Genomic DNA, 13,200 nt, shown 5'->3' on the forward strand with positions numbered 1-13,200 from the left:
GACATATTTCTTTTTGAGTTCTTCGATCGCTCCTTCTTTATCCCCCATCCCGGTTCACCTCCTTTGGTTTTACTTAGTATAAGGAACTGGTCTTACTTTGTCCAAAGGAATTAGGGGGCCGGAGAGTGATAAATCATTTTTAATCATTATAAACCTGTTTCAGAAGGAAATTAATCATTATAAACCTGTTATTAATCATCAGCAAATGCCGTTGGGAGGAGCCAAGCCGGAAGATTCCGCCACAAAAAAGCTGTCCGGGTATCCGGACAGCCTCTTTTTTCGTTCTTCTATTCCATAAAAGCTGCGATGATAAGCAGCACCCATCCGGTCAGAAAGGCGACGCCGCCGATCGGAGTAATAGCTCCGAGAACGCGGATCCCGGTCAGACTGAGAGCGTACAGGCTCCCGGAAAAGATGATAATACCTGTAAAAAAAGCCCATCCGGCGCCATGCAGCAGGCCGCTTGACGAAAGATGCTGTGTAAGAATGGCGACGGCTACGAGAGCCAGAGCGTGAATCATATGGTACTGCACACCTGTTTCAAACGTGGCGGTATATCCGCTTGCCTCCAGCCGTTCTGCCAGAGCGTGAGCACCAAAAGCTCCAATCGCTACGAAAAGAAAAGACATCGTACCGCCGAGGATAAGAAATAATTTCATTACTTAAAACTCCTTTAAAAATAAGCTGTATTTGCTTTATTACCGGGCCTGAAAATGGACCGTTTCTTCCTGTACATAAAGCATCACTGCCGGCTTCATCTTACCATGAAGCCAAAACGCCGGCAATTGCCCGCGTTTCTTCTCTCTTTTATAATGACAGTAATCCCTATTGACTGACAGGAGGTTTATTTATGAACGGAACCATTTATGTACGGCCCTACACACCAGAAGATTACGATGAGCTGCTTTTGATTCAAAAAGAAGCTTTTCCCCCGCCTTTCCCTGAAGATTTATGGTGGTCCCGCGAGCACATCCAGTCCCACGCGGAAGTTTTTCCCGAAGGAGCGATGATTGCTTTCGACGGAAAAGAACCTGCCGGCTCAGCAACTGCACTGATCACGACTCTCACCAGCGAACCCCACACGTGGGAGGAAGCTGCCGATGATGGGTATATCCGAAAATCCCACGACCCGAAAGGAGATACGCTTTACGGCATCGATGTGTGCGTCCGCCCGTCATTCCGGGGCAGGGGGGTAGCTGCTGCATTGTATGAAGAGCGAAAAAAGCTCGTTCAAAAACTCGGTCTCCGCCGCTACGCAGCCGGGTGCCGCATCCCAGGCTTCAGCCGGCTGGCAGACAGCATAGATGTAGAAACTTATGTCCGCCAGGTGGAAAAAGAAGAACTGCATGATCCTGTGCTCACGTTTATGCTGAAGCAGGGTCTGATAATCCACCAAATTATACCAGACTATCTGGAAGACGAAGAATCACGTAATTACGGCGTCATTGTCGTATGGGAAAATCCTGAAGTTTCCGGTTAAAAATCGAGGAGACTGTCACTTGCCGGTTCATCCCCATTGTCATAAATCGTTTCCCGCTTTTTCGGTGATTCTTCCGCTGGACGGCGGGAAGTCACGTCCTGAGGGGAGGCATACCGGACTTTTTCCGACTTATAATGCGTACCTGTATGCTGGGTTTCCAGCAGAAGCTCACAGTATGTTTTGATAGACTGGGCATGTTCTCTATAGGAGGAAGCTGCTTCCGGATGATCGATGCTTTCCTTCAGCCGGGAAAGTTCTGCTTCCATTTTTTGAATAACGAGCTTTGCAGGTATTTCCATCTGTTATCCCTCCTTTCTTTTCTATTTTACTTTGTTTTTCTCCGAAACAAAATAAGCTGCCGTCAAAAAAGCGGCTGTTTCAACAGGAAAAGATTGAAGCATCCGGTGGAATTCTGCAGGTTTTTCAGTCTGTTTATAAAATGTTTTTTCGTGTGTAGATGTACGCTGCCCTGCTTACGCTTTCCGGGCGGGACATATTTTCCACTTAAACAGGTCTTTAACTCATCCTTTATCACTCGGAAATCAGCCACGGAAGATTCAGCAGGGAAATAGAAAGAATATTTCTGTCTTAAAAAATATGCTTTTCCAGTCTTTTTTCATAAAGGATGCCTTGAATATAGCTCCATTTGTAATGGAGATAACGCTGCTCCACTTTCGGCGGGGCTTACCCGAGGGCTTGTTCTCGACTGATTTTGGCGGGAAATACGTCCGCCAAAATGGATTCTCGAACTGCGCTGATCCTCTGGGTGTCCCCACCTCCGCTGCACAGCATTAGATATTTTTATTTTTCATGGGGCAGTTTAACGGCACCGAAGTCTCTGTTAAAGCTCCGGGCTGTTTTTGAAAGTCGCTGCTTCTCTTTTCATCTGCCGCGGAGAAAGCATGCGGCTGTCCTTTTGTTCGGCAGGATTGAGCAAAGCAGGAAATTCTTTCTTAAGAAGCTCATCTTCGGCAGAAACAGCTGGCGACGATCTCCACGGCAGGCTCAGAAATATCGGAGAGGCTTATACGCTGGAATAAATATTCTGCACCACTCATTTAATCAAAAAAATAGAAAAACCTGTCAGTTATAATGACAGGTTTTTCTAACTTGAACTTTATTTCCGTGGAAATGTTACTGGATTGGACGATCTGTGATCGTGTGATCTGTTTCCCCATCACTTCCGGAACCCGAACGTGACGTTTCTTTTAAAAGTTCTTCTTTCGCTTCCTTCACTTTGGCACCAAGACCTTCCAGGTCACTGCCTGCTTCTTTTGCAGCCGAAAGCAGTTCTTCTGTATCTTCTTTCGTTCTCTGGGCGCTCGTACCTAGACCATCCAGATCCGTGCCGTCTTCCCGGGCCTTCGATGCCAGTCCTTGCGCGTCCTGTTTCAGCGAATCCGTCTGATGAGCGACTTTATTACCCGTCTTATTATATAAGCTTTGAAGATCTTCGATCGCCTCCTTTAAAACATTTGTAGCATTGTGCACACGTTCGGCTGCATCTTCTTTGATACCTTCAGGATCGTTTTTCACATCCTGTGCCATTCGGACAGTTTTGTCTTTCATTTCTCCGGTGCTGTCAGCGACTTTTGCTCTTGTACCGGAATCGAGAAATACAGCGGCTGCGCCTACAAGGGCGCCTACAGCCATTCCCGTTACAAGTTTACTCGTCGTACTTTTTTGTTCCAGTGCCATTACTTATCTCTCCTTTGATTGGTAGTCTGTAATCCCTGCGGTCCGCAGGTGATATATCTTATCCGTTTTATTTAAAGTCATTATATTGGGAGAACGGCCCACAGACGGGGAAAAACGATCCTTCTATAGAACAAGTTTCACTAATGACTCATTGGTTTTAACTTTCCACCCTTTTGCGAAGTTTAAACGTAATATAGGTCAAAGGATGACATATTCGATTAAAAAGGAGAAAAAAAGGGTACCCGCCAGAAACAGATGTTTAATAACCGGGAGGGAAGACCAATGTTTTTCAACGACTGGGAAGGAATATGGCATATACTTGTTACCGCTGTTTTATTGTATCCATTGCTGATTATCATGCTCCGCATTTCAGGAAAGCGGACGCTTTCTAAAATGAATATGTTCGATTTTATTATTACAATCGCTCTCGGTTCTATGGTATCAGCTATTGTCATGGATGGGGCGATTCCTCTTGCAGAAGGGCTTGCGGGACTTGCAGCGCTGATTGTGCTGCAGTTTGCAGTTACCTGGTCCTCTGTCCATTTTTCCTTCGTCAATAAATCCGTAAAAGGAGAACCTCAGCTTTTGTACCACAACGGCCGATTTATTGAAAAGGCAATGAAAAAGGAGAGAATAAAAAAAGATGAAATCATGCAGGCTGTCCGGACTACAGGCAAATCTTCTTTTGCTTCTGTTCAGGCCGTTGTGCTGGAAACAGACGGTTCTTTATCTGTGATGGAAAAGGAAAGCAGCGAAGGAGAATCCACCATCCCTGCTGAGTAAAGGTGAATACGAGCACAGCAGCACTACATCAGCAGACTGAAAAAGCACCGGAACCCTGAATAAAGGTCCGGTGCTTTTTTCTTCGTATTTAGACGGATAACAAAGTAATTCCAGGTGAAAGCTTCAGAATAAATTTATTCCGTAAGCTCCATAAACTGCCGGACATCTTCCTTCACAAAATCGACAGCTTCCTGCCAGAATTCGGGCTTTGTTAAGTCGACGCCGAGGTGCTTCTGGGCAAGTTCTTCTACGCTGAGTCTGCCGGTGTCCCGGAGGAGGGCAGTGTACTTTTCTTCAAATTCTTCTCCTTCCTGAACTGCTTTGGCATAAATGCCCATGCTGAACAGGTAGCCGAACGTATAAGGGAAGTTGTAAAACGGAACTCCCGTAATATGGAAATGGAGCTTCGATGCCCAGAATGTCGGAGAGTATTCGCTCAATGCTCCGCAGTAAGCTTCTTCCTGAGCTTCCGTCATCAGCTCGTTCAGGTGCTCCCGGCTTACGAGACCGCTTTTGCGTTCTTCATAAAACCTCGTTTCAAACAGAAAGCGGGAATGAATATTCATGAAGAAAGCGATGCTCCGGTTTAATTTATCATCCAGAAGCTGAATTTTTTCCTCCCGGGAGGAAGCCTGCTTGACTGATGCGTCGGCCACAACCATTTCCGCGAAAGTAGAGGCAGTTTCTGCCACGTTCATTGCGTAGCCCTGGGACATGTACGGAAGGTCGTTCATCACGTGCTGATGGTAGGCATGACCAAGTTCATGTGCCAGTGTCGCCACGTTGGAAGCGGAGCCGTCGTATGTCATGAATATGCGGGACTGTTCCCGGATCGGGAAGCTTGTGCAGAAGCCTCCCGGACGTTTCCTGCCGCGGTCCTCTGCTTCTATCCAGCGGTTTTCAAAAGCCGTACGGGCAAATTCCGCCATGCGCGGGCTGAATTTACTGAACTGTTCCACGATCATATCTGCTGCGTCGTCGTAGCTGACTTGAGGCACCTTCTTGGAAACCGGCGCGCTCACGTCGTACATCGCCAGCTTATCTACTCCGAGAAGCTCAGCTTTTCTGTACAGATAACCAGTAAAGACATCTTTATTTTTAGTGATCGTGTCCCACATGACGTCAAGTGTCTCCTGCTTCATCCGGTTGATCTGAAGCGGTTCTTTCAGGACGTTTCCCCATCCCCGGGCTTCGTACGTGCGCAGCCGGAATCCGGCCAGATGATTCAGAGACTCGGTGAACAGTTCCGCTTCGTTTTCCCATGCTTTTTCGAACTGTTCAAATACATGCCGTCGGACATTCCTGTTTTTGTCTGTCAGTTTGTTTGCTGCCTGCCCGACAGAATACTGCTTTTTAACTCCTTTTTCCCGGATCTCCACTTTCATCCGGCCGACGATCGTATTGTAAAGGTCCCCCCATGCGTGATAGCCGTCAACCATCAGCTGCTGAATAAGCTGTTCTTTATCTGATGGAAGTTTTTCTTTGGCAATGTTCCGGCGTTCTTCCAGGTTAAACAGAATTTCCTGCATTTTGCCGCTTTTTGTAAATTCTTTCCACTGGGCATCCGTAAAATGAAGCAGCTGTTCGTCGACTACTGAGATCAGCTGACCATAGCTGGATCCTGCCTGCTTCGTTCTTCCCGCAAGAAGTTTCGCTTTATCATCTGTCACGTCCTGAGCCGTCAGACAGCTGATGAAAGCATTCACCTCCCGCACCTTCATTCCGATGTTCTGAAGACGCTCGATAAGAGAAGCCCATTCCTCAAAATCCGGTGTTTCTTTTTTCTGTGCCTGTTCCAGCTTCAGCTTCATTGTGGCCAGGTCCGTTTCCGTATTTACGAGAAACTGCTCAAACTGGTTGGAACTGCTTCCTCCTGGAAAAATAGCGTCAAGATCCCACGTCATGCTGTACCTGCCCGTTCCGGAAGTTTTTTCGCTTTTCTCCGTAATGCCATGCAGGGCGTTGTAGATACGGTGCAGATCGTCGTTTGTATAAATATGTGTGCCGGTGCTGTCTGTACGCGCAATAGCTGCCATTGCTTCCGCGACGGCGGACGCTTCAATCGGCTTGTATTTTTCCAAACGTCCGCTCATCAAACCGCTCAGCGGACGGGAAATCAGCTCTGCAGATTTTTCTCCGAGCCGGAATTCATAGCGGTCACCGGTAAGAAGGGAAGGTCGGATAATATGCAGTGACGGCAGATTCAGAGCCATCAGACTGTCTTCCAGCGTTCCTTTCACCTGACTATAGAAAAAGCGGGATTCCCGGTCTGCTCCCATAGCGGAAATGACAAAGAAACGCTTCGTATGATATTTTCCAGCCAGCTCTGCCAGCTGCAGCGGATATAAGTAGTCCACCTGCATAAAGCCTTCCCGTGATTTTACTTTTTTCATCGTCGTGCCAAGCGTCACAAAAACGTCATCGATGCCGTCCATAATCGTTTCATTTTCGTCGATGCTGTCGAAAAAAACATAATGCTCTTTAATTCCTTCGCGTTCTGCAAATGGCGTGCGCCTGCGGGTCAGCAGGTGAATTTCTTCGTATTCTCCGCTTTGCAGCAGTTCTTCTGTCAGGTTTCGGCCTATTAAGCCGGTAGCTCCAGCTATCAGTGCTTTTTTCAACTGCTTTCACCTCATCCTCATTGTTTTAATGATCTGTTTCGGACATTCTTTTTTGTAAAAGCTGGTTCAGTGCTCGTTTCTGGAACCGCTGAAAAACATGCTTTCCGGCAGTGCAATTCATTCTGGAAATATTATTATTTTCCTTCCCGGAAATAATATTTAATCAATGCCTGCGTTCCTGCGTTCTCCCAGCCATCCTCCGAAAGCTTCGTATAAAGTGATTCTGCAAGTTCGAGGCCCGGCAGGTTCAGCTCCATGTTCCCCGCAGATTCCAGGGCTATACGCATATCTTTTATAAAGTGTTTAATGTAGAAACCGGGTTCGTAGTCCTCCTCCAGCATCCGCCTCCCCAGACGGGACATGGAAACACTTCCCGCTGCTCCGGTTTCGATCGTTTCAAGCACCTGGTTTACGTCCAAACCGGCTTTCTGTGCGTAGGCAAGAGATTCACTGACTCCCATCATCGTCCCTGCTACAGCAATCTGATTCGCCATTTTTGTCGTCTGTCCTGCTCCCGCCGGGCCGAGATGCTGGATGTTGGATCCGAAAGTTTCAAACAGCGGGCGCGCTTTTTCGAACGCTTCTTTTTCTCCTCCACACATCACAGCAAGTTCTGCATTCCGTGCGCCTGTATCTCCTCCGGATACCGGCGCATCCAGAATCAGCATTCCAGCAGCTTCTGCCTCACGCGCCAGTTTTTCGGCAAGCTGCGGACTCGAAGTCGTCATATCAATTAACAGCGTTCCTTTCCGCGCATTCTGGAGAAGCCCTTTCTCTTTTAAAAACACTTCTTCCACATCGGAAGGCCATCCTACCATCGTTATAACGGCGTCCGTCTCCTGTGCGAGGTCTGCAGGACTGTCCTGCCAGTGAGCCCCTTCTTCCAGAAGATCTTCTGCTTTTGCTTTCGTCCGGGTATAAATATGCAGATCATACCCCGCATTCATAATATGACGTGCCATACTTTTTCCCATAACTCCCGTGCCGATAAATCCTACTTTTTTCATAAAGCAACCTCCCTTTCACAGACGGCGGTCAGCGTATTGAAACCGGTGCTAGAAATCGTCCGGATGCGGACCAAACCGCAGTTCCTGGTTTAAATCGTACAGCTGGCGGACATCCTCATCTGTCAGTTCGAAATCAAAAATATCCGCATTTTCCTTTATCCGGACCGGAGTAACAGATTTCGGGATCGTCACGACTTTTTCCTGCACATTCCAGCGGAGAATTACTTGAGCCGGCGTTTTATTATACTTGTCCGCGATTACGTTAAGCACCGGATCGTCCAGTTTACGCCCCCTTGTGAGCGGACTCCACGCCTCCAGCTGAATATTGTTCTCCTGACAGTATGCCATCAGCTCCGGCTGGGTAAGCCACGGATGAAATTCCACCTGATTCAGCATCGGTGTTACTTCAGCCGTATTTTTCAGCTCTTCGAAATGGTGCGGAAGAAAGTTGCATACACCGATCGCCCGTACGAATCCCCGTTTATACAGATCCTCCAGCGCCCGCCAGGTTTCTTTATAAAGCCCTTCTACCGGCCAGTGGATCAAATAAAGATCGATGACATCCACACCAAGCTTTCTGCGGCTGATTTCAAATGCTTTCATCGTATTATCGTAGCCCTGGTCGTCATTCCATACTTTCGTAGTAAGAAAAATTTCTTCTCTCGGGATGCCGGATTCTTTTACAGCTCTGCCCACCCCTTCTTCGTTTCCGTAAAAAGAAGCAGTATCGATACTCCGGTAGCCGTTTTCCAGTGCTGTTTTCACAGCCTGTTCCACTTCTCCTTCATTATCTGCTTTGTACACGCCGAGACCGAGCCACGGAATTTCCACTCCGTTCGCCAGCACTGCTTTATCATTAATTGAATGCATTGTCATCCTCCTTTATTTTGATTCCTCCGGCGGTTCCACCGGGAGCTGCCAGTCGATCGGTGTTTCTCCCCATTCTTCGAGCTGTTTGTTTATTGTCGAAAACGGCCTGCTGCCGAAAAATCCACGGTTAGCAGAAAAAGGACTCGGGTGGGGTGATTTCAGCACAACATGCTTTTCTGTATCGATTCTTTCGATTTTCTTCTGGGCCGGTCTGCCCCACAAAAGAAAAATAAGCGGCCGGGAACGTTCATTGAGCCTGTCAATGACTTCGTTGGTAAACTGCTCCCACCCTTTCCCCTGATGGGACTGCGGTTCTCCTTCACGCACTGTGAGTACGGTATTCAGCATCAAAACACCTTCCTCCGCCCACTTCTGGAGATAACCGTGTTTAGGAATATCATATCCAAGATCATCCCGCAGTTCTTTGTAAATGTTCACAAGAGATGGGGGAACTTTCACACCGGGACGGACAGAAAAACTGAGGCCGTGCGCCTGATTTCTGCCATGGTACGGATCCTGGCCGAGAAGAACGACTTTCGTATCCTCCCACGCGGTGGCATGAAAGGCGTTCATCACATCGTTCTTCGGAGGATAAACGGTATGTTTTTGATACTCCTCTTTCAAAAAAGACCGGAGCTCTGCAAAATAATCCTTTTCCAACTCATCACCGATTTTGCTTTTCCAGTCATTACAGAATGCCTGCTTCAACTTCCCACCTCCTTCCACCTTTCCAGTGGAATTTTCAACGCACAGTCAAAGCGCACGGCGTTATAACACAAGAATCCCACACGCTGCCGGCGCCTTTCGTAGCAGTGTGTAAAGGATGTAACGGACGTAACGCTGATCGATACACCGTTATGATTTAAGCTCCCAGGATTTCCAGGTAAGGCTTCCGTCCGCACCGCTTACTTTTACCGTATTTGCATGCTGTTCGGGGAAGTAGCGTGCGGTCATTACTTTTTCTCCTTGATTAATAAATACTTCCAGTGAAGAACTGTCGAGATAGAGACGGAGTTCTTCCAGACGGTCTACCCGGCACTTTCTTGTTTCTTTTTCTCCATCCCGGAATCGCGGCCGGGAAAGCGTCAGAATTTGGTCAGCCCCATTGTAGGAAAGCTCTGCTTCGTCCCGGAGCTTCAGCTGAAAATCTCCCGCTTCCTTCGTGTCGAGGATGATCTCTGAAGCAGGCGTAACGACCGCTTCAGCTCCAAAAGAAAGTGCTATGCGCATTTCAAGCGGTGTTCCTTCCCGCAGTTCCTCCAGCTCTTTCACCGGAGACTGGGTAATGATCGTTCCATCGGAATGCAGTTCGCGCGGAATGGTCATGCAGTGGACCCATCCTTCTTTCACTGTCGGCTGGTATTCCTCGTCGGAATCCGGTACGCCCATCCATCCGATTAAAATACGCCGCCCATGTTCGTCTTCTGTTGTCTGGGGAGCATAAAATTCAAATCCTTCGTCCAGCTCGTGAAATTCCCCGTGCTGAAAATCGACTTTCTGAAGATCTGCATTTCCCAGGAAATATCCTGCCTGGTACGTGTTTTCGTATTTCATCTCTTCACGGTCAAGTCCCTGCGGTGAAACAATCAAAACGTCAGTACTGCCAAGCCGGAAATAGTCCGGGCATTCCCACATGTAGCCAAACCTTCCCAGTCCGTTCCTCTGTGCGCCCGCTATCGGCCCGAGGCATTCCCAGGTGTGAAAGTCTTCCGAGCGGTAAAGAAGCACTTCTCCTTCCAGATTTTCTGTCTGGGCACCGATAACAAAATAATAGCTTCCATTTTCTTTCCACACTTTCGGATCGCGGAAGTGTGCAGTATACCCTTCCGGCAGTTCGTCAACGACAGGTCCCTTTTTTTCAAAATCGATTCCGTTTTCGGAAACAGCCAGGCACTGGTAGGATTCTCTATTGTTATTCTCGTCTTTTACGTTACCGGTATAAAGAAGAGCGAGTTTTCCGTTCAAGTCTATGCTGCTTCCGGAGTAGCAGCCGTTTTTTTCGTACCATTCGCTCGGGGCGAGAGCGATCGGTTCCAGCTGCCAGCCTACGAGATCTGCCGACGTGTAGTGCCCCCAGAATTTGTGCTGATGATCCGGACGGTAGGGATTCCACTGAAAAAAGAGGTGATAGGTGCCCTGCCACTGAATCCAGCCGTTCGGGTCATTCAGAAGACCTGAAGGAGGCATTAGATGATACTGCTGGCGGTATGGATCTTTTTCCACCGTATTTTTTAGTTTCTCTGCTTCCTTCCAGGCTTCTGCGTGAAGTTCCTTTTCACGTTCAGTCATGCTTCCCCTCCTCCTTCTGCAGCCGGCTGTTAACTTCTTCTTTCGTCGGCAGCGCCGTCATCGCCCCTTTTGTAGCTGCTGCCAGACCTCCCGACACAGCTGCAAAGGAAGCCATTTCCGCTGCTTTTTCCGGAGACAGAGCGCGCAGCGGCTCCTCAAGCAGATGAAGCTGATAAAGCATGCCGGAAACAAAAGCGTCGCCTGCGCCGGTCGTGTCCACTGCGTTCACTTTCATGGCAGGGACATGAACCGGCGCCTCTCCCTGAATAAATATCCAGCTGCCTTCTGCTCCAAGAGTGATCAGAATGAGAGGGATATTGAATTCATCCAGCCGGCTCACACCATTTTCAATATCCTGTTCCCCCGTTATAAATTCGAGTTCCTCCTCGGAAATTTTCAACACATCGGCTTCACCGAGCATACTGCGTATTTCCGTACGTGCAGTTTCCTCTGAAGGCCACAGGCCGGGACGCAGGTTCGGATCGTAAGAAATGATCATCCCCTGCTCCTTCGCAAGGCGCACCGCTTTTTTCGTAGCGGATTTTGACGGTTCACTGATCAGGCTGATCGATCCAAAGTGAAGCAGATTGTTTTCAGTAAAAAGCTGCTCCTCTACTTCGTCCTCTTCAAGAAACCGGTCGGCACTCGGATCGATATAAAACTCAAAGCTGCGTTCTCCGCCTTCTCCGAGCGTTACAAAAACAACTCCTGTTCTCGTATCCTTTGTAAACAGCATATGCTCCGTATTGACGCCATAGCCTTCCAGCGTGTCCTTTAAAAACCGTCCGAGTACGTCGTCTCCTACTTTACCGAGAAAGACAGCTGACGCACCGAGACGGGACAGCCCCACCGCTACATTAGCCGGAGCTCCCCCCGGGCTTTTTTGAAACGTTTCATTGTTGTCGTCGAGCGGAATAAAATCAATCAGTGCCTCTCCAAGGCATATAATTCCCTGCTTCATCGTTCTTCACTCCTTTTATGTATAAAGCCTTTTAAATGACAGGCTTTTCTCTATTATACGTATGGTACCTTCCACCCTCAACCCGGGACAGTGGCGGCATTTCTTTTCCCTATACCCTTATCTTTCCTGCTTTAAAAGAGAATACGTATTCCTCCGGTCTGTTTTCCATGCCGGAAATTCGCTTCCTGTGTTAAACTGTGAACATAGCTTTAAGAACGAAACAAGCAGCCCGCTGATGAAAAACCTGGAACGTCTTCTGTCTTCCAGAGCGGGCAATTAAGAAAGGAGTCTGCCTTTTGAAACCAATTATTCCCGATCAAGTACAGGAAGCTCTGGAGGAGTTCGCCGGATCCCCGGTTTTTATCCACCTCGAAACGACGAACGGAGCTTACGCAAGTCATAATGATAAAAACTTTTTTTCAGCAGGTGCTTTTATCCGTAATGCCCAGCTTCAATTTATTCACGGACGCATCGCCGGTGAAGGTCCGTACCGCATCGGCCTGGAAACCGAAATTGGCTGGCTTTACGGAGAAGGACTGACAGACTGGGAAATAGACGAAGAAGGCCGTCTGCTTCTTGCCGGTCATGATCCTGACGGACGCCTCGCTGTTGCACTTGAACTCAGCACTACACCATTTCGAAAGTAGGAAAGGAGCCCCCGTATGACAGATCAGCACGTACTAGTTGTATTCCCGCATCCGGACGATGAAGCATTCGGCGTGTCGGGTACTATTATATCGCTTACCGATGAAGGAACCCCGGTTACCTATGTATGCCTTACTCTCGGAGAAATGGGCAGAAACATGGGAAGACCGGTCATGGCCAACCGGGAAACCCTTCCTGAAATCAGAAAAAAAGAGCTGGAGGAAGCGTGCAGTCTTCTCGGCATTGAAGACCTGCGCCGGTTTGGCATGCGTGATAAAACAGTGGAATTCACAGACCAGGAAGCGCTCACTGAAAGAATTTCAGGAGTTATTACGGAAGTGAACCCGACACGGATCATTACTTTTTACCCAGGATACGCCGTCCACCCCGATCATAATGCAACAGGCGCTGCCGTTGTAGAGGCTGTCCGCAAACTTCCTGAGGGCAGCAGGCCGGAAATTCACGCTATTGCCTTTGCCGAGGGAAGCGAGGAAGCGGTCGGTGAGCCGGATGTTATTAATGATGTCCGGGACCTGCGTGATAGAAAACTTCAGGTCATTGAAGCCCACGCTTCCCAGACAGCAGGGCTGATGGAGCAGGTAAACAGCCGGATGGAAGCCCAGGATGAAACGATTGAGTATATGCTGCAAACAGAGCGTTTCTGGACTTATCCTCTTGATAAAGACCCTGAAAAATAGCATTAAAAAAGCCGCCCGTTAATTTAAAGTGTACCCTTTGTAAAGGACATTTTTAAAAAGCCTAAGCTACTTCTAGAAGATGATCCCTGTATTGCACAGGGGTCATCTTTTTGCGGTTCCATTGATATCTATGGTGATTATAGTACGT

At 48.2% G+C, this 13,200-nt stretch carries 14 protein-coding genes and 1 pseudogene; 4 read left to right on the forward strand and 11 right to left on the reverse strand.

Annotated features, from left to right (window positions below; genetic code table 11):
• Nucleotides 1-287 precede the first annotated feature (287 nt).
• Nucleotides 288-659 (reverse strand): DUF423 domain-containing protein, encoded by a 372-nt coding sequence (locus C6Y45_RS16370; RefSeq protein ID WP_107586300.1) that lies wholly within the window; start codon nucleotides 657-659, stop codon nucleotides 288-290.
• A gap of 191 nt (nucleotides 660-850) precedes the next feature.
• Here C6Y45_RS16370 and C6Y45_RS16375 point away from each other — a divergent pair, with 191 nt between their 5' ends.
• Nucleotides 851-1,480, forward strand: a complete 630-nt coding sequence (locus tag C6Y45_RS16375; RefSeq protein ID WP_107586301.1) for a GNAT family N-acetyltransferase — start codon at nucleotides 851-853, stop codon at nucleotides 1,478-1,480.
• On the opposite strand, the gene C6Y45_RS16380 is transcribed toward C6Y45_RS16375, so the two are convergent.
• Both C6Y45_RS16380 and C6Y45_RS16390 read right to left on the reverse strand, forming a co-directional pair.
• Complete coding sequence (locus C6Y45_RS16380; RefSeq protein WP_107586302.1) at nucleotides 1,477-1,779, reverse strand: YwdI family protein; 303 nt, start codon at nucleotides 1,777-1,779, stop codon at nucleotides 1,477-1,479. The genes C6Y45_RS16375 and C6Y45_RS16380 overlap by 4 nt on opposite strands.
• Before the next feature lie 835 nt (nucleotides 1,780-2,614).
• The gene (locus tag C6Y45_RS16390) at nucleotides 2,615-3,178 is read right to left on the reverse strand and encodes a hypothetical protein (protein ID WP_107586304.1); all 564 of its coding nucleotides are present in this window, start codon (nucleotides 3,176-3,178) and stop codon (nucleotides 2,615-2,617) included.
• A 282-nt stretch (nucleotides 3,179-3,460) separates the two neighbouring features.
• On the opposite strand from C6Y45_RS16390, the gene C6Y45_RS16395 reads away from it, so the two are divergent.
• Nucleotides 3,461-3,961: a DUF421 domain-containing protein gene (locus C6Y45_RS16395; protein WP_107586305.1), complete on the forward strand. Its 501-nt coding sequence runs from the start codon at nucleotides 3,461-3,463 to the stop codon at nucleotides 3,959-3,961.
• Nucleotides 3,962-4,095: 134 nt separating this feature from the next.
• On the opposite strand, the gene C6Y45_RS16400 is transcribed toward C6Y45_RS16395, so the two are convergent.
• The 7 genes and pseudogenes from C6Y45_RS16400 to C6Y45_RS16425 form a co-directional block, all read right to left on the reverse strand.
• Entirely contained in the window at nucleotides 4,096-5,865 is a 1,770-nt protein-coding gene (locus tag C6Y45_RS16400; RefSeq protein WP_245922694.1) for a M3 family oligoendopeptidase, read from the reverse strand.
• Between the two features lie 354 nt (nucleotides 5,866-6,219).
• Nucleotides 6,220-6,582: pseudogene (locus C6Y45_RS18020) on the reverse strand (NAD-dependent epimerase/dehydratase family protein); the annotation flags it as partial.
• Nucleotides 6,583-6,716: 134 nt separating this feature from the next.
• A complete protein-coding gene (locus C6Y45_RS16405; RefSeq protein ID WP_107586307.1) occupies nucleotides 6,717-7,589 on the reverse strand; it encodes an NAD(P)-dependent oxidoreductase in 873 nt (290 codons plus the stop codon).
• Nucleotides 7,590-7,637: 48 nt separating this feature from the next.
• Nucleotides 7,638-8,459: an aldo/keto reductase gene (locus C6Y45_RS16410; RefSeq protein ID WP_107586308.1), complete on the reverse strand. Its 822-nt coding sequence runs from the start codon at nucleotides 8,457-8,459 to the stop codon at nucleotides 7,638-7,640.
• Nucleotides 8,460-8,471: 12 nt separating this feature from the next.
• On the reverse strand, nucleotides 8,472-9,167 hold the full coding sequence (locus C6Y45_RS16415) for a uracil-DNA glycosylase (RefSeq protein ID WP_107586309.1): 696 nt from the start codon (nucleotides 9,165-9,167) through the stop codon (nucleotides 8,472-8,474).
• Between the two features lie 147 nt (nucleotides 9,168-9,314).
• Complete coding sequence (locus C6Y45_RS16420; RefSeq protein WP_107586310.1) at nucleotides 9,315-10,748, reverse strand: glycoside hydrolase family 32 protein; 1,434 nt, start codon at nucleotides 10,746-10,748, stop codon at nucleotides 9,315-9,317.
• Entirely contained in the window at nucleotides 10,741-11,709 is a 969-nt protein-coding gene (locus tag C6Y45_RS16425; protein WP_107586311.1) for an aminoimidazole riboside kinase, read from the reverse strand. The genes C6Y45_RS16420 and C6Y45_RS16425 overlap by 8 nt, the downstream gene beginning before the upstream one ends.
• A gap of 296 nt (nucleotides 11,710-12,005) precedes the next feature.
• On the opposite strand from C6Y45_RS16425, the gene C6Y45_RS16430 reads away from it, so the two are divergent.
• Nucleotides 12,006-12,356 (forward strand): YojF family protein, encoded by a 351-nt coding sequence (locus C6Y45_RS16430; protein ID WP_107586312.1) that lies wholly within the window; start codon nucleotides 12,006-12,008, stop codon nucleotides 12,354-12,356.
• A gap of 15 nt (nucleotides 12,357-12,371) precedes the next feature.
• On the forward strand, nucleotides 12,372-13,052 hold the full coding sequence (gene bshB2 / locus C6Y45_RS16435) for a bacillithiol biosynthesis deacetylase BshB2 (RefSeq protein WP_107586313.1): 681 nt from the start codon (nucleotides 12,372-12,374) through the stop codon (nucleotides 13,050-13,052).
• A 61-nt stretch (nucleotides 13,053-13,113) separates the two neighbouring features.
• Here bshB2 and C6Y45_RS16440 read toward each other — a convergent pair.
• A partial coding sequence (locus C6Y45_RS16440) for an IS3 family transposase (protein WP_146159189.1) occupies nucleotides 13,114-13,200 on the reverse strand: 87 nt, incomplete at its 5' end.

Source organism: Alkalicoccus saliphilus, assembly GCF_003044065.1.
Lineage (GTDB): Bacteria > Bacillota > Bacilli > Bacillales > Salisediminibacteriaceae > Alkalicoccus > Alkalicoccus saliphilus.

Bases quoted from the DNA above. Each gene is read 5' to 3' on its own strand.
- C6Y45_RS16420 (WP_107586310.1), bottom strand. From the start codon at position 10,748: ATGACTGAACGTGAAAAGGAACTTCACGCAGAAGCCTGGAAGGAAGCA.
- bshB2 (WP_107586313.1), top strand. From the start codon at position 12,372: ATGACAGATCAGCACGTACTAGTTGTATTCCCGCATCCGGACGATGAA.
- C6Y45_RS16390 (WP_107586304.1), bottom strand. From the start codon at position 3,178: ATGGCACTGGAACAAAAAAGTACGACGAGTAAACTTGTAACGGGAATG.
- C6Y45_RS16370 (WP_107586300.1), bottom strand. From the start codon at position 659: ATGAAATTATTTCTTATCCTCGGCGGTACGATGTCTTTTCTTTTCGTA.
- C6Y45_RS16410 (WP_107586308.1), bottom strand. From the start codon at position 8,459: ATGCATTCAATTAATGATAAAGCAGTGCTGGCGAACGGAGTGGAAATT.
- C6Y45_RS16395 (WP_107586305.1), top strand. From the start codon at position 3,461: ATGTTTTTCAACGACTGGGAAGGAATATGGCATATACTTGTTACCGCT.
- C6Y45_RS16375 (WP_107586301.1), top strand. From the start codon at position 851: ATGAACGGAACCATTTATGTACGGCCCTACACACCAGAAGATTACGAT.
- C6Y45_RS16380 (WP_107586302.1), bottom strand. From the start codon at position 1,779: ATGGAAATACCTGCAAAGCTCGTTATTCAAAAAATGGAAGCAGAACTT.
- C6Y45_RS16400 (WP_245922694.1), bottom strand. From the start codon at position 5,865: ATGACGTGGGATCTTGACGCTATTTTTCCAGGAGGAAGCAGTTCCAAC.
- C6Y45_RS16405 (WP_107586307.1), bottom strand. From the start codon at position 7,589: ATGAAAAAAGTAGGATTTATCGGCACGGGAGTTATGGGAAAAAGTATG.
- C6Y45_RS16425 (WP_107586311.1), bottom strand. From the start codon at position 11,709: ATGAAGCAGGGAATTATATGCCTTGGAGAGGCACTGATTGATTTTATT.